12 protein-coding genes and 1 riboswitch are annotated in these 16,203 nt (G+C 62.3%); of the genes, 11 read left to right on the top strand and 1 reads right to left on the bottom strand.

What is annotated here, in order from left to right; genetic code table 11:
• Positions 1-73 precede the first annotated feature (73 nt).
• From argR to astE, 8 genes are all read left to right on the top strand, one after another.
• A complete protein-coding gene (gene argR / locus ACIPL0_RS14535; RefSeq protein ID WP_400597188.1) occupies positions 74-1,057 on the top strand; it encodes a transcriptional regulator ArgR in 984 nt (327 codons plus the stop codon).
• A gap of 985 nt (positions 1,058-2,042) precedes the next feature.
• Positions 2,043-3,263 carry an aspartate aminotransferase family protein gene (locus tag ACIPL0_RS14530; protein ID WP_400597189.1) on the top strand — a complete coding sequence of 407 codons (1,221 nt, stop codon included), beginning with the start codon at positions 2,043-2,045 and terminating at the stop codon, positions 3,261-3,263.
• A gap of 184 nt (positions 3,264-3,447) precedes the next feature.
• Positions 3,448-4,479, top strand: a complete 1,032-nt coding sequence (aruF, locus tag ACIPL0_RS14525) for an arginine/ornithine succinyltransferase subunit alpha (protein ID WP_400597190.1) — start codon at positions 3,448-3,450, stop codon at positions 4,477-4,479.
• Positions 4,480-4,525: 46 nt separating this feature from the next.
• Complete coding sequence (gene astA, locus ACIPL0_RS14520; protein WP_400597191.1) at positions 4,526-5,551, top strand: arginine N-succinyltransferase; 1,026 nt, start codon at positions 4,526-4,528, stop codon at positions 5,549-5,551.
• Positions 5,548-7,014 (top strand): succinylglutamate-semialdehyde dehydrogenase, encoded by a 1,467-nt coding sequence (gene astD, locus ACIPL0_RS14515; RefSeq protein WP_400597414.1) that lies wholly within the window; start codon positions 5,548-5,550, stop codon positions 7,012-7,014. The genes astA and astD overlap by 4 nt, the downstream gene beginning before the upstream one ends.
• Before the next feature lie 168 nt (positions 7,015-7,182).
• The gene (gene astB, locus ACIPL0_RS14510; protein WP_400597192.1) at positions 7,183-8,529 is read left to right on the top strand and encodes an N-succinylarginine dihydrolase; all 1,347 of its coding nucleotides are present in this window, start codon (positions 7,183-7,185) and stop codon (positions 8,527-8,529) included.
• A gap of 78 nt (positions 8,530-8,607) precedes the next feature.
• Complete coding sequence (locus ACIPL0_RS14505) at positions 8,608-8,889, top strand: topoisomerase II (protein WP_400597193.1); 282 nt, start codon at positions 8,608-8,610, stop codon at positions 8,887-8,889.
• 55 nt (positions 8,890-8,944) lie between these two features.
• Complete coding sequence (astE, locus tag ACIPL0_RS14500) at positions 8,945-9,952, top strand: succinylglutamate desuccinylase (protein WP_400597194.1); 1,008 nt, start codon at positions 8,945-8,947, stop codon at positions 9,950-9,952.
• A gap of 116 nt (positions 9,953-10,068) precedes the next feature.
• Here the strand turns inward: astE and ACIPL0_RS14495 are convergent, their stop codons facing one another.
• Positions 10,069-10,563 carry a 6,7-dimethyl-8-ribityllumazine synthase gene (locus ACIPL0_RS14495; protein ID WP_400597195.1) on the bottom strand — a complete coding sequence of 165 codons (495 nt, stop codon included), beginning with the start codon at positions 10,561-10,563 and terminating at the stop codon, positions 10,069-10,071.
• 124 nt (positions 10,564-10,687) lie between these two features.
• A riboswitch (FMN riboswitch) is annotated at positions 10,688-10,846 on the bottom strand.
• A gap of 182 nt (positions 10,847-11,028) precedes the next feature.
• Between ACIPL0_RS14495 and ltaE the strand changes: the two genes are divergently transcribed.
• The 3 genes from ltaE (at position 11,029) to ACIPL0_RS14480 (ending at position 16,127) form a co-directional block, all read left to right on the top strand.
• Positions 11,029-12,030 carry a low-specificity L-threonine aldolase gene (ltaE, locus tag ACIPL0_RS14490; RefSeq protein WP_400597196.1) on the top strand — a complete coding sequence of 334 codons (1,002 nt, stop codon included), beginning with the start codon at positions 11,029-11,031 and terminating at the stop codon, positions 12,028-12,030.
• 147 nt (positions 12,031-12,177) lie between these two features.
• Complete coding sequence (gene alaS, locus ACIPL0_RS14485; RefSeq protein WP_400597197.1) at positions 12,178-14,802, top strand: alanine--tRNA ligase; 2,625 nt, start codon at positions 12,178-12,180, stop codon at positions 14,800-14,802.
• A 92-nt stretch (positions 14,803-14,894) separates the two neighbouring features.
• Positions 14,895-16,127 carry an aspartate kinase gene (locus ACIPL0_RS14480; RefSeq protein ID WP_400597198.1) on the top strand — a complete coding sequence of 411 codons (1,233 nt, stop codon included), beginning with the start codon at positions 14,895-14,897 and terminating at the stop codon, positions 16,125-16,127.
• Positions 16,128-16,203: the final 76 nt, after the last annotated feature.

Here is a 16,203-nt window from a genome sequence, read left to right as displayed (position 1 = left end):
ACCGTACGCAACAGATTTACATCACACGCCTGCCGTGTGACCCCTAACAGCGACACGTTTCGGATTGCACGCCATGACTGCCCACAGAATCGGATTTCTTATCTGGCCCGGCACCAAAGCCTTGACCCTGGCGCTGGCCGAGGAAGCCTTGCGGGTCGCTCAGCGTGTGCATCCGGAAGTGGTCTACGAACTGTCGTTCCTGCAGGCCGAACCGCCACTGGAAGGCGCCGACTGGCAACTGCCGGGTGAGCCGTGGACGGGGCGTCTGGAAGGTTGCCAGAAAGTCTTTCTGCTGGCCGACGAGCCACCGGCGACGATGTCTTCGGCCCTGGGTGGGGCGCTCAAGCAACTGGTGCGCGCAGGCTGCGTGATCGGCGGGCTGTCGGCGGGTGTCTATCCACTGGCGCAACTGGGCTTGCTGGACGGTTATCGCGCCGCGGTTCACTGGCGCTGGCAGGACGACTTCTCCGAGCGCTTCCCCAAAGTCATTGCCACCAGCCACCTGTTCGACTGGGACCGCGACCGCCTGACCGCCTGTGGCGGCATGTCGGTGCTGGACCTGTTGCTTGCCGTGCTGGCCCGGGATCACGGCGCCGAGTTGGCTGGTGCGGTGTCGGAAGAGCTGGTGGTCGAGCGGATTCGCGAGGGTGGCGAGCGTCAACGCATTCCGTTGCAGAACCGTCTGGGCTCCAGCCATCCGAAGCTGACCCAGGCCGTACTGCTGATGGAAGCCAACATCGAAGAACCGCTGACCACCGACGAAATCGCCCAGCATGTCTGCGTGTCCCGTCGTCAGCTGGAGCGTATCTTCAAGCAATACCTCAATCGTGTGCCGAGCCAGTATTACCTGGAACTGCGTTTGAACAAGGCGCGGCAGATGCTGATGCAGACCAGCAAATCGATCATCCAGATCGGCCTGTCCTGCGGCTTCTCCTCCGGCCCGCACTTCTCCAGCGCCTACCGCAACTTCTTCGGCGCCACCCCCCGCGAAGACCGCAACCAGCGCCGCAGCAGCAGCCCGTTCGAACTGTCCTCGGTGCCTGCCGAGCGCGGGTGAATTCAGCTTCTGTTCTGTAGCGGGCAAGTCGGGGTCATCACAACACCCTGTGGGAGCGGGCTCGCCCGCGATAGCGGCGTGTCAGTTGAAGCGAGGGTGTCTGGGCTGACGCCATCGAGAGCAGAGCTCCCTCCCACGGCCTTCGGCCAGAATCAAAAGCAGATGGCGCAACACCGCCCCGTAGCAGTCCGGCTTGCCGGCGGTGGTGATCTCAAGACCGCTTTCGCGGGCAAGCCCGCTCCCACGGGGAATTTGTGTTACGCCGGCTTTTGATCTGGTTTTTGATCTGGCTTTTGATGTTGGGGCCCCGTCCCATAAGGCCGAACGCAGGTGATGCGTAGTGGCGCCGAGCGGCATGGATGCCGCGAGAGCCGCGTGGGCCATAGATGGCCCATTCGCGGCGTGCCCACGGAGCGTCGCCGGAGTGAGGGCATGCCGAGCCAAAGCGAGGCACCGTATGGCGGGGTAGAGAGCCCTTGGTTACTTGGGGCTTTTCCAAGTAACTCGCCGCCAGGCGAAACAGGCTGCGTTAGCAGCTACAGCGTCAGACCAGACAAACCGAGTGCATAGATTTTACGACGACTGCGTCGCCGCTCGCAGGGCAAGCCAGCTCCTACAAAAATCCGCGTAACTCGCCGTGAGGCGAAACAGGGCTGCGTTAGCAGATCAGCAATCCATCAGACACACCGCGTGCGCAGGTTTTACGACGAGTGCCTCGCCGATCGCGGGCAAGCGCGCTCCTACAGTTGAGCGCGGGACAAGCCGACAGCAGAAATCAAATCGACAGGACGCTGCTACAACCCCCTCTCAACGTTTAAACTGCGCCTTTCCGAAGCAATTTGTCGCATTGCCGACAACCCCGGAAAAAGCTGGTTTGGCGCTATAAGAAGTTGTCGCTTGGCGACAAGGACAGCCCGAAATCAGTCCTTACAATCCTTCCATCGCTTGCCAGATCCCGGCAGGCGTTCCTCTTCAGGAGACTCCGATGTCCGTTGAGCAAGTTCCGGTGCAACGTGCCGATTTCGACCAGGTAATGGTCCCCAACTATGCCCCAGCCGCTTTCATTCCTGTGCGCGGCAAGGGCTCGCGGGTCTGGGATCAGTCGGGACGCGAACTGGTCGATTTCTCCGGCGGCATCGCGGTCAACGTACTGGGCCACGCGCACCCGGCACTGGTCGGCGCGCTGACCGAACAGGCCAACAAACTGTGGCATGTCTCCAACGTGTTCACCAACGAGCCGGCCCTGCGCCTGGCGAAGAAGCTGGTCGACGCCACCTTTGCCGACCGCGTGTTCTTCTGCAACTCCGGCGCCGAAGCCAACGAAGCCGCCTTCAAGCTGGCCCGTCGCGTGGCCCACGACCTGTACGGCACCGAGAAGTATGAAATCGTCGCCGCCCTGAACAGCTTCCACGGCCGCACCCTGTTTACCGTCAGCGTTGGCGGTCAACCGAAGTACTCCGACGGTTTCGGCCCGAAAATCACCGGCATCACCCACGTGCCGTACAACGACCTCGATGCACTGAAAGCCGCTGTCAGCGACAAGACCTGCGCCGTGGTGCTGGAGCCGATCCAGGGCGAAGGCGGCGTACTGCCAGCCGAACTGGAATACCTGCAAGGCGCACGCAAGCTGTGTGACGAGCACAACGCCCTGCTGGTATTCGACGAAGTGCAGAGCGGCATGGGCCGCAGCGGTCACCTGTTCGCTTACATGCACTACGGCGTGACCCCGGACATCCTCTCCAGCGCCAAGAGCATCGGCGGCGGCTTCCCGATGGCCGCCATGCTGACCACCGAAAAACTCGCCAAGCACCTGTCGGTCGGCGTCCACGGCACCACCTACGGCGGCAACCCGCTGGCCTGTGCGGTAGGCGAGGCAGTGATCGACGTGATCAACACCCCGGAAGTGCTCAACGGCGTCAACGCCAAGCATGACCTGTTCAAGGCCCGCCTGGAGAAGATCGGCGAGCAATACGGCGTGTTCAGCGAAGTGCGCGGCATGGGCCTGCTGATCGGCTGCGTGCTGACCGACGCCTGGAAAGGCAAGGCCAAGGACTTCTTCAACGCCGCCGAACACGAAGGCGTGATGATTCTGCAAGCCGGTCCCGACGTGGTGCGCTTCGCACCAAGCCTGGTGATCGACGATGCCGACATCGAAGAAGGCCTGAACCGTTTCGAGCGTGCGGTGGCGAAGCTGACCAAGGTCTGAGCAGCCATGCGATAACCCTGTGGGAGCCGGCTTGCTGGCGAATGCGTCGGGTCAGTCACCGTTGTGCTGGATGACTTTCCGCCGTTCGCCAGCAAGCCGGCTCCCACAAGGGATCGGCTGGGGTTATGTTTTTTTATTTTTCTTGTGCCGGAGATGACCGGCCCGTTTTTCAAGGAGTGACACCATGCTGGTGATGCGCCCCGCGCAAATGGCTGATCTGGTCGAGGTTCAACGCCTCGCGGCGGACAGCCCGATTGGTGTCACGTCCCTGCCGGATGACGCCGGACGGCTAAGCGACAAGATCGCGGCTTCCGAGGCGTCGTTCGCCGCCGAAGTCAGTTTCAACGGTGAAGAAACCTATTTCTTCGTGCTCGAAGACACTGAGTCCGGGCGTCTGGTCGGCTGCTCCGGGATTGTCGCCTCGGCGGGCTATTCCGAGCCGTTCTACAGCTTCCGTAACGAGACCTTCGTGCATGCGTCCCGCGAGCTGAAGATTCACAACAAGATCCACGTGCTGTCGCAGTGTCACGACCTGACCGGCAACAGCCTGCTGACCAGTTTCTACGTGGTGCCTGATCTGGTCGGCACCCTGTGGTCCGAACTCAACTCCCGTGCGCGCCTGCTGTTCGTCGCCAACCACCCCGAGCGCTTCGCCGATTCGGTGGTGACCGAGATCGTCGGCTACAGCGACGAAAATGGCGATTCGCCGTTCTGGGATGCCATCGGCCGCAACTTCTTCGACCTCAACTATGCCGAGGCCGAGCGTTTGTGCGGGCTGAAGAGCCGCACCTTCCTCGCCGAACTGATGCCGCATTACCCGATCTACGTGCCGCTGCTGCCGGACGCCGCCCAGGAAGCCATGGGCCAGGTGCATCCACGGGCGCAGATCACCTTCGACATCCTGATGCGCGAAGGCTTCGAGACCGACCATTACATCGACATCTTCGACGGCGGCCCGACCCTGCATGCGCGTGTGTCGAGCATCCGTTCGATTGCCCAGAGCCGGGTGGTGCCGGTGAAGATCGACACCGCCAACAGCGGCGATGCGGTCAAGGGCGGGCGGCCTTATCTGGTTGCCAACGGCCAGTTGCAGGACTACCGCGCGGTGATGCTGGAACTGGACTGGGTGCCCGGCAAGCCGGTGACATTGAGTCTGGCCGCCGCCGAGGCGCTGGGTGTAGGTGAAGGCGCCAGCGTGCGCATCGTTGCGGTATGACCGTTGAGTTCGTCGGTGTCCGCAGACGCTGGCTTGAGGAGAAAGCATGATCGTTCGTCCCGTACGCAGCAGTGACCTGCCGGCGCTGATTGACCTGGCGCGCAGCACTGGCCCCGGCCTGACCACCTTGCCGGCCAACGAAGAGCGGCTGGCGCACCGGGTCGGCTGGGCCGAGAAGACCTTTCGCGGCGAAGCCGGGCGCGGCGACACCGATTACCTGTTCGTGCTGGAAGACGACGATGCCCGCGTGGTGGGCATTTCCGCCATTGCCGGTGCCGTCGGTCTGCGCGAGCCCTGGTACAACTATCGGGTGGGGCTGACCGTCAGCGCTTCCCGCGAGCTGAACATCTACCGCGAAATCCCGACGCTGTTCCTGGCCAACGACCTGACCGGCAACTCGGAACTGTGCTCGCTGTTCCTGCACAGCGATTTCCGCAGCGGCCTCAACGGCCGCCTGTTGTCCAAGGCGCGCATGCTGTTCATCGCCGAATTCCCCGAGCTGTTCGGCAACAAGATCATTGCCGACATGCGCGGCATGTCCGACGAGCAGGGCCATTCGCCGTTCTGGGAAAGCCTGGGACGGCACTTTTTCAAGATGGAATTCAGCCAGGCCGACTACCTGACCGGCGTCGGCAACAAGGCGTTCATCGCCGAACTGATGCCGAAATTCCCGCTGTACACCTGCTTCCTCTCGGAAGCGGCGCGCAATGTCATCGGTCGCGTGCACACCAGCACCGAGCCGGCACTGACCATGCTCAAGGCCGAGGGCTTCAGCTATCAGGGTTACGTCGACATTTTCGACGCTGGCCCGGCCATCGAATGCGAAACCTCGAAGATCCGCGCGGTGCGCGACAGCCAGGCGCTGGTGCTGGCAGTCGGCACGCCGGGTGACGACGCCACGCCGTTCCTGATCCACAACCGCAAGCGTGAAGACTGCCGCGTGACCGCCGCCCCGGCGCGTCTGGCTGCCGGTACTCTGGTGGTCGATCCGAAAACCGCCAAGCGCCTGCGTCTGACGGCAGGCGATCAGGTGCGTGCAGTGCCGCTGACCCCGGCGCGGGAGGCTGTCTGATGAGCACTCTGTATATCGGCGGTGCCTGGCTGGACGGGCAGGGCGAGGCGCTCGAATCGCTGAACCCGGTCAGCCAGCAAGTTGTGTGGTCGGGCAAGGGCGCTTCGGCGGCTCAGGTCGACGCGGCGGTGAAGGCTGCACGTCAGGCTTTTCCGGCCTGGGCAACGCGTACGCTGGACGAGCGCATCGCCGTGCTGGAAGCCTTTGCTGCAAGGCTGAAGGCCCGCGCTGACGAAATCGCCCGCTGCATCGGCGAAGAAACCGGCAAGCCGCTGTGGGAATCGGCGACGGAAGTGACCAGCATGGTCAACAAGGTAGCGATCTCGATTCAGAGCTACCGCGAGCGCACCGGCGAAAAGAGCGGCCCGCTGGGCGACGCCATCGCCGTGTTGCGGCACAAACCCCACGGTGTGGTAGCGGTGTTCGGCCCTTACAACTTTCCGGGCCATCTGCCCAATGGTCATATCGTTCCGGCACTGCTGGCCGGCAACGCCGTGCTGTTCAAACCCAGCGAGCTGACGCCCAAAGTCGCCGAGCTGACCGTGCAATGCTGGATCGAAGCGGGCCTGCCGGCTGGTGTGATCAACCTGCTGCAAGGCGCGCGGGAAACCGGCATCGCGCTGGCGGGCAACAGCGGCATCGACGGTCTGTTCTTCACCGGCTCCAGCCGCACTGGCAATGCGCTGCATCAGCAGTTCGCCGGGCGCCCGGACAAGATCCTCGCCCTGGAAATGGGCGGCAATAACCCGTTGCTGGTGGATCAGGTCGCCGATGTCGATGCGGCGGTGTACACGGTGATCCAGTCGGCGTTCATTTCCGCCGGCCAGCGCTGCACCTGCGCCCGCCGTCTGCTGGTGCCCCAGGGCGGCTGGGGCGATGCCTTCCTGACGCGGCTGGTCGAGGTGAGCAAGACCATCAAGGTCGGGGCCTTCGATCAGCAACCAGCGCCGTTCATGGGCTCGGTGATTTCTCTGGCAGCGGCCAAAGCGCTGCTCGACGCCCAGCGGCACTTGATTGCCAACGGTGGTCAGGCGCTGCTGGAAATGACCCAGCCTCAGGCCGGTGCCGCGCTGCTCACGCCGGGGATCGTTGATGTCACGGCGGTCAGTGATCGCCCTGATGAAGAGTTCTTCGGGCCGCTGTTGCAGGTCATTCGTTATGCGGATTTCGACGCCGCCATCGAGGAGGCCAACGCCACGCAGTACGGCCTGGCAGCGGGGCTGCTGTCGGACTCCGAAGCGCGCTATCAGCAGTTCTGGCTGCAAAGCCGCGCCGGTATCGTCAACTGGAACAAGCAACTGACCGGCGCCGCCAGTACCGCGCCGTTCGGTGGTGTGGGTGCCTCGGGCAACCACCGCGCCAGCGCGTACTACGCAGCAGATTACTGCGCGTACCCGGTGGCGTCGCTGGAGACTGGCACGCTGGCGTTGCCGGCGAGTCTGACGCCGGGTATCACGATGTAATGAGCGGGCTTGCGCTCGACCTGTAGGAGCCGGCTTGCTGGCGAACGCGTCAGTTCAGATGCACCCATATCGATTGGCCTGACGCATTCGCCAGCAAGCCGGCTCCCACAGTGATCGCGGTGTACACGACATTGATGTTTATAAAAACAGATCCACGGAGCCTCACCGATGAAATCCTGTGAAGTCAACTTTGACGGTCTAGTGGGGCCGACCCACAACTACGGCGGGTTGTCCTACGGCAACGTGGCGTCGCAGAGCAATTGCCAGCAATCGTCCAACCCGCGCGAAGCGGCGCTGCAGGGCCTGGCGAAAATGAAGGCGCTGATGGAGCTGGGCTTCACTCAGGGTGTACTGGCGCCGCAGGAGCGTCCGGACATCGCTGGCCTGCGCAAGCTGGGCTTCAGCGGCACCGACGCGCAAGTCATCGCGCGGGCGGCGAAAGAAGCCATGCCGCTGCTGGTTGCCAGTTGCTCGGCGTCGAGCATGTGGGTGGCCAACGCCGCTACGGTCAGCCCGAGTGCCGACACTGCCGACGGTCGTGTGCATTTCACGGCGGCCAACCTCAACTGCAAATACCACCGCAGCATCGAACACCCGACCACCAGCCGCGTGCTGGGGGCTATGTTCGCCGATCAGCAGCATTTCGCCCACCACGCGGCGCTGCCGGCGGTGGCCCAGTTCGGCGACGAAGGGGCAGCCAACCACACGCGTTTCTGCCGCAGCTACGGTGAAGCGGGCGTGGAGTTCTTCGTGTTTGGTCGCGCCGCGTTCGACACGCGCTTTCCGGCCCCGCAGAAATACCCGGCGCGGCAGACCCTGGAAGCATCGCAAGCCGTCGCTCGTCTGCATGGCCTGAGCGATGACGGCGTGGTCTACGCCCAGCAGAACCCGGCAGTGATCGATCAGGGCGTGTTCCACAACGACGTGATCGCCGTAGGTAATGGCGAAGTGCTGTTTTATCACGAGGACGCCTTCCTCAATACCGAGCACCTGCTCAGCGAGCTGCACGACAAGCTGAACCGTCGTGGCGGGCGTTTCCAGGCGATCTGCGTGCCGCGCACCGAAGTCAGCGTCGAAGATGCGGTGCGTTCCTACCTGTTCAACAGCCAGCTGTTGTCGCGGGCCGACGGTTCGATGCTGCTGATCGTTCCCGAGGAGTGCCGCAGCAACGACCGCGTGTGGCACTACCTGCAACGCCTGATCGCGGATGAAAGCCCGATCCGCGAGGTCAAGGTCTTCGATCTCAAGCAGAGCATGCAGAACGGCGGCGGCCCGGCCTGTCTGCGTCTGCGCGTGGCGCTGAATGAAACAGAACTGGCGGCGGTCAATCCAGGGGTTATCATGACCGCGCCGCTGTACGACACCCTGACCCAGTGGGTGGACAAGCACTATCGCGACCGCCTGAGCGAAAGCGATCTGGCCGATCCGCAACTGCTGACCGAGTGCCGTACCGCACTGGATGAACTGACGCAGCACCTGAAGCTGGGCTCGGTCTATCCTTTCCAGATCAATTGAGACGCCCTGGACATCGCGCCTGACTTCGTATCGGCGTCAGGCCGCGATGTTTTGTTTTTTATAAAGAGAGCTTTTGATATGACCGACGCCCTGCGTTTGATCCTTGAAGACACCGACGGCACCCAGCTGGAAACCTCCTGCACGCGCTTTTGCGTGATCTGGCAGGGCAAGGAGGTCTGGATTCAACCGGATGGCCGTGGCCAGTTGCTGATCGGCGTCGACGTCGAGGAAGGCGACACCGAATACGCCAACCTGCTGATGCGCCCGATGGCGACCAACATGGTCAGCCTGGAGCTGGAAATGGAGCCGGCGGATCAGGACGACGACCACGTGCATGGCCCGGACTGCAATCACGACTAAGATCACGGCATCGCTCGCCGGATTTTGGTACCGATCTTTTGCAGGAGCTCTCGCTATGCTCGCCCTCGGCAAACTGCTTGAACTGACCCTGGCGGGGCGTGAACCCGCCGAAAAAACTCAACTGACTGTCGAAGGCGTGCGCATGCGTTGGCTGGCCGAGGGCGCGCTGGAAGTCCGGCCGCCGGAAGCCCGTGACAACGGCACCGATCTGTTGCTCTCGGCAGGCATCCACGGTAACGAAACCGCGCCCATCGAACTGCTCGACGAGCTGATTCACGCCATTGCCCGTGGCGAGCTCAAGCCTCGCGCACGGATCCTGTTCCTGTTCGGCAATCCCGAAGCCATGCGTCGCGGCGAGCGTTACGTCGAACATGACGTCAACCGGCTGTTCAATGGCCGGCACGAACAGGCGGGCGGCAATGAAGCGCTGCGGGCCTGTGAGCTGGAGCGGCTGGCGGCGAGTTTCTTCAGCCTGCCGGGACGCTACCGACTGCACTACGACCTGCACACGGCGATTCGCGGTTCCAAGATCGAGCAATTTGCCCTGTATCCCTGGAAGCAGGGGCGTCAGCACTCCCGCCGTGAGCTGGCCCGTCTGCGCGCCGCTGGCATGGAAGCGGTGCTGCTGCAGAACAAGTCGTCCATCGTTTTCAGTGCCTACACCTACGACAAGCTGGATGCCGAGGCCTTCACGCTGGAGCTGGGCAAGGCGCGCCCGTTCGGGCAGAACCAGCAGGTCAACCTGACCCGTCTGAAAACCTGCCTCGAACAGCTGATCAGCGGAAACGAGCCGGACGAGCACGAACAGCTCGACGGCCTGCAACTGTTCAGCGTGGCGCGGGAAATCATCAAACACAGCGACGCCTTCCGCCTGCATCTGCCGGCTGACATCGAAAACTTCACGGTGCTGGATAAAGGCTACGTGCTGGCCGAAGACCTGGCCGACTCACGCTGGGTGGTGGAAGAAGAGGGCGCTCGGATCATCTTCCCCAACCCGAGGGTCAAGAACGGCTTGCGGGCAGGGATTCTGATTGTGCCGACGACGACGGATGGGTTGGCGTAACTGGCTTGTGATCCTTGTAGGAGTGAGCTTGCTCGCGATCGCGGTGAATAAGCTGCAACAGTGGTGATGGCAGAATCGCAATCGCGAGCAAGCTCACTCCTACAATGTGCTATGCCTCAGCTCGCCGCTTTCTGCGGTTCAGCCAGGCGACGCACCGCACGCAATTTGCTCAGGGTATCGGCGCAGGTCTTCGCCGCTTCCTGACCCTTGTGCACGAAATGGTCGAAGAAGAATTTCTGATGCTCTTCACCCGCATGGAAGTGGTGCGGGGTCAGGACCACCGAGAACACCGGCACTTCGGTTTCCAGCTGCACTTGCATCAGCGCGCTGATCACCGACTGCGCGACGAATTCGTGACGATAGATCCCGCCATCCACCACCAGACCGGCCGCGATGACACCGGCATAACGGCCGGTCTTGGCCAGCAGTTTGGCGTGAAGGGGAATTTCAAAGGCGCCGCCGACTTCGAAAAAGTCGATGTCACTCTCGGCGTAGCCATGGTTGGCCATCTCGGCGACAAAGCCTTTACGGGCCTGATCAACGATATCTTTGTGCCAGCAAGCTTGAATGAAGGCGATACGCTCGTGAGTGTGAATGGCGGTAGGTTGCATCTGTTCTGACTCCTGTTTAATTAAAAAACAGGGCGTTTGGATCGAATGGGAATGCCAGGGTACGTTGGACACGGTTTTCGGGCGACAACACCCGTTCACGCGCAAGACGATCCTGTGGTACCAGTCCCGTTCTCTCTTCATCCGGACTATGACCGTCGGCCCCGGAATCACACCGGGTCTGCTGACCTCCTGCTGCCTTGCGGTCAACCGGAGCGCTCGCGGGCTAGACGCATTGCGCGCCATTACCGCCGGTGGGGAATCGCACCCCGCCCTGAGAACGTTGCCGACGGCATATTCGTCGGCGTGCAGTTTGTAACACAGATTTTCAGAATGCGCATGGACAGTTTCTGACAGTCGTGATGACTTTTTCTTATAAGCACGGCTTGGCATTACCGGCCAATGCCTTGATTATCCTGTTTCCCGGCCTTAGAACTGGGGTTCGGACTATTCAGAGGGAGCTTCATCGTGACGGTAATCGATCTGCGCAGCGACACAGTGACCCAACCCACCGCCGGCATGCGCGAGGCCATGGCCCGTGCGCCGCTGGGCGACGACGTGTATGGCGAGGACCCGACGGTCAACCGTCTGGAGGCCTGGCTGGCCGAACGTCTGGGTTTCGCCGCCGCGCTGTTCGTGCCGACCGGCACCATGAGCAACCTGCTCGGGCTAATGGCCCATTGCGAGCGCGGCGACGAATACATCGTCGGCCAGCAGGCGCACACCTATAAATATGAAGGCGGTGGCGCGGCGGTGCTGGGCTCGATCCAGCCGCAGCCGCTGGACAACCAGGCTGACGGCTCGCTGGATCTGGCGCACGTGGCGGCGGCGATCAAGGCCGACGATTTCCATTTCGCCCGTACCCGCCTGCTGGCGCTGGAAAACACCATGCAAGGCAAGGTGCTGTCGCTGGACTATCTGGCCGCCGCGCGCAGACTGACGCTGGAGAAGGGCCTTGGCCTGCACCTGGACGGCGCCCGCCTGTACAACGCGGCGGTCAAGCTGGGTGTAGATGCCCGCGAGATCACTCGCCATTTCGATTCGGTGTCGGTGTGCCTGTCCAAGGGCCTCGGTGCGCCGATCGGTTCGGTGCTTTGCGGCTCCGTCGAACTGATCGCCAAGGCCCGCCGTCTGCGCAAGATGGTCGGTGGCGGCATGCGTCAGGCCGGTCTGCTGGCGGCGGCGGGGCTGTACGCGCTGGAACATCAGGTCGAGCGCCTGGCCGACGACCATGCCAACGCGGCATTCCTCGGCAAGGCCCTGGGCGAGCTGGGTTTCAGTGTCGAGCCGGTGCACACCAACATGGTCTACGTGCAGATCGGCGAGCGTGCCGAAGCGCTCAAGGCGTTCTGCGCCGAGCGCGGCATCGTGCTGAGTGCGGCGTCGCGTCTGCGCATGGTCACGCATCTGGATGTGTCGGCCGCGCAGCTGGAACAGGTGGTCGCGGCCTTTGCCGAATTTGGTGCCTGAGTGGCGACCGATAATCCAATTGCCGGTTTCTATTGAATAAACACGCTGTACCACGCGTACAACGCCTATATAATGCGGCCCTTTGCCGTCGTAACGTCGAGTGACGTTTTGCATGTGCCTCCGGTCGCAGTTCCCGTGGAAGAACCTATGAAAAGCGCAGAAATCCGTGAAGCCTTCCTTCGCTTCTTCGAAGAGCAAGGCCACACCCGTGTAGCCTCCAGCTCCTTGATTCCGGGCAATGACCCGACCCTGCTGTTCACCAACGCAGGCATGAACCAGTTCAAGGATTGCTTCCTGGGGCAGGAAAAACGGGCATACACCCGTGCCGTCAGCAGCCAGAAATGCGTGCGTGCCGGTGGCAAGCACAACGACCTGGAAAACGTCGGTTACACCGCTCGTCACCACACGTTCTTCGAAATGCTGGGCAACTTCAGCTTCGGTGACTACTTCAAGCGTGACGCGATCACCTTCGCCTGGACCTTCCTGACCTCCGAGAAGTGGCTGAACCTGCCCAAGGAAAAACTCTGGGTCACGGTCTACGCCACCGACGACGAAGCCTACGACATCTGGACCAAGGAAGTCGGCGTGCCGGCCGAGCGTATGGTCCGCATCGGCGACAACAAAGGCGCGCCGTACGCTTCCGACAACTTCTGGACCATGGGCGATACCGGCCCGTGCGGTCCTTGCACCGAGATCTTCTACGACCACGGCGCCGACATCTGGGGTGGCCCGCCGGGCTCGCCTGAAGAAGACGGCGACCGCTACATCGAGATCTGGAACAACGTCTTCATGCAGTTCAACCGCACTGCCGACGGCGTGCTGCACCCGCTGCCAGCGCCGTCGGTGGACACCGGCATGGGCCTGGAGCGTATCAGCGCCGTCCTGCAGCACGTGCACTCGAACTACGAGATCGACCTGTTCCAGAGCCTGCTGGCCGCCGCCGCCAAGGCCATCGGTTGCAGCAACGATGCGCAGCCATCGCTGAAAGTCGTGGCCGACCACATCCGTTCCTGCGGCTTCCTGATCGCCGACGGCGTGCTGCCGTCCAACGAAGGCCGTGGCTACGTGCTGCGTCGCATCATCCGTCGTGCCTGCCGTCACGGTAACAAGCTGGGCGCCAAGGGCAGCTTCTTCTATCAGATCGTCGCGGCCCTGGTCGCCGAGATGGGCGAAGCCTTCCCAGAGCTGAAATCCCAGCAGGCGCACATCGAGCGCGTACTGAAGGCTGAAGAAGAACAATTCGCCAAGACCCTGGAGCAGGGCCTGAAGATCCTTGAACAGGATCTGGCCGAACTCAAGGGCAGCGTGGTGCCGGGTGAAGTGGTGTTCAAGCTGTATGACACCTACGGTTTCCCGATGGACCTGACCGGCGACATCGCCCGCGAGCGCAACCTGACCCTCGACGAGGAAGGTTTCGAGCGCGAGATGGAAGCCCAGCGCGAGCGCGCGCGTTCCGCCAGCGCTTTCGGCATGGACTACAACGCCCTGGTTAAGGTCGACGTGGACACCGAGTTCACCGGCTACAGCGCGACCAACGGCGAAGCCAAGGTCGTGGCTATCTATAAGGACGGTCAATCGGTCCAGCAACTGAACGAAGGCGAAGAGGGCGTCGTGATCCTCGATCGCACCCCGTTCTACGCCGAATCCGGCGGCCAGATCGGCGACTGCGGTTTCCTTCAGGCGGGCGCTGCGCGTTTTGACGTGCGCGACACCACCAAGACCGGCGGCGCGTTCCTGCACCACGGCGTACAGGTCGCCGGCAGCCTGTCGGTCGGCACTGCGCTGCAGACCGAAGTCGCTGCCGACGTGCGCAAGGCCACTTCGCTGAACCACTCGGCTACCCACTTGCTGCACGCTGCGCTGCGTCAGGTGCTGGGTGATCACGTTCAGCAGAAAGGCTCGCTGGTCGACAGTCAGCGTCTGCGTTTCGACTTCAGCCACTTCGAAGCGATCAAGCCGGAGCAGATCAAGGCCCTGGAAGACATCGTCAACGCCGAAGTGCGCAAGAACACTGCGGTCGAAACCGAAGAAACCGACATCGACACCGCCAAGCAGAAAGGCGCGATGGCGCTGTTCGGCGAGAAGTACGGCGACAGCGTGCGCGTCCTGAGCATGGGCGGTGATTTCTCCGTCGAGCTGTGCGGCGGCATCCACGCCAACCGTACCGGCGACATCGCGCTGTTCAAGATCGTCAGCGAAGGCGGCGTGGCTTCCGGCGTGCGCCGTATCGAAGCGGTCACCGGCGCCGTGGCGCTGGCCTACCTGAACAACGCCGAAGAACAACTGAAGGAAGCCGCGGGCCTGGTCAAAGGTAACCGCGACAACCTGCTGGACAAGCTGTCGGCTGTCCTGGAACGCAATCGCCTGCTGGAAAAACAGCTGGAACAACTGCAGGCCAAGGCGGCCAGCGCTGCGGGCGACGATCTGTCGGCCACGGCGGTGGACGTCAAGGGCGCCAAGGTCCTCGCTGCCCGTCTCGACGGTCAGGATGGCAAGGCGCTGCTGGGTCTGGTCGACCAGCTGAAGAACAAACTCGGCCGCGCAGTGATCCTGCTCGGCGGTGTGCATGAAGACAAGGTCGTGTTGGTGGCAGGCGTCACCAAGGACCTGACTGGCCAACTCAAAGCCGGTGATTTGATGAAGCAAGCGGCTGCCGCCGTCGGCGGTAAAGGCGGTGGTCGTCCTGATATGGCGCAAGGTGGCGGCGTTGACGCTGCCGGACTGGATGCAGCGCTGGCACTGGCTGTGCCGTTCGCCGAACAGGGAATTTAAGCCGACCCACCGAAGCCCGCGCACTGCGGGCTTCGGCGCTTCGCGGTTGGAATGTTTAACGGGCGCCCTTCACGGGCTGAGGCGGCTTTGAGATGGCTTTAATCGTACAGAAATTTGGCGGCACCTCCGTGGGCTCGATCGAGCGCATCGAGCAGGTGGCCGACAAAGTGAAAAAATTCCGCGAGTCGGGTGATGATCTGGTGGTCGTATTGTCGGCCATGAGCGGTGAAACCAACCGCCTGATCGACCTGGCCAAGCAGATCAGCGACCAGCCGGTTCCGCGTGAACTGGATGTGATCGTGTCCACCGGCGAACAAGTGACCATTGCCCTGCTGGCCATGGCGCTGATCAAGCGTGGTGTGCCTGCGGTGTCCTACACCGGCAATCAGGTACGCATCCTGACTGACAGCGCGCACAACAAGGCGCGTATTCTGCAGATCGACGACCAGAAGATTCGCGCTGACCTGAAGGAAGGTCGTGTGGTCGTGGTCGCCGGTTTCCAGGGGGTCGACGAAAACGGCAGCATCACCACGCTCGGCCGTGGCGGCTCCGACACCACCGGCGTGGCACTGGCGGCGGCTCTGAAGGCTGACGAATGCCAGATCTACACCGACGTCGACGGCGTTTACACCACTGACCCGCGCGTCGTGCCTCAGGCACAGCGTCTGGAGAAGATCACCTTCGAAGAGATGCTGGAAATGGCCAGCCTCGGTTCCAAGGTGCTGCAGATCCGTTCGGTGGAATTCGCCGGCAAGTACAACGTCCCGCTGCGCGTGCTGCACAGCTTCAAGGAGGGTCCGGGTACCCTCATTACCATTGATGAAGAGGAATCCATGGAACAGCCGATCATTTCTGGCATCGCCTTCAACCGTGACGAGGCCAAGCTGACCATTCGTGGCGTCCCGGACACTCCAGGCGTTGCTTTCAAGATCCTCGGCCCGATCAGTGCCGCGAACATCGAAGTCGACATGATCGTGCAGAATGTTGCGCACGATAACACCACCGACTTCACCTTTACCGTGCATCGCAACGAGTACGACCAGGCGCTGAGCGTGCTGCAGAAGACCGCCAGCGAGATCGGCGCACGTGAAGTGATCGGCGACACCAAGATCGCCAAGGTCTCCATCGTCGGTGTCGGCATGCGTTCCCATGCTGGCGTTGCCAGCCGCATGTTCGAAGCACTGGCCAAAGAGAGCATCAACATCCAGATGATCTCCACCTCCGAAATCAAGGTTTCGGTAGTGATCGAAGAGAAATACCTGGAGCTGGCCGTGCGCGCCCTGCACACCGCCTTCGAGCTCGACGCGCCCCGCCAGGGCGAGTAAGCGTTGTATAGAGAAGGGCGCGGTGCAAGCCGCGCCCTTCTTGTTTCTGACGTGCGCAAGAAAACTGTTTTTTTTC

This window comes from Pseudomonas sp. NPDC090208 (assembly GCF_044746785.1).
Taxonomy (GTDB): Bacteria; Pseudomonadota; Gammaproteobacteria; order Pseudomonadales; family Pseudomonadaceae; genus Aquipseudomonas.
Note: the sequence above shows the minus strand (reverse complement) of the source record. Positions and strands in the feature narration are given on the sequence as shown.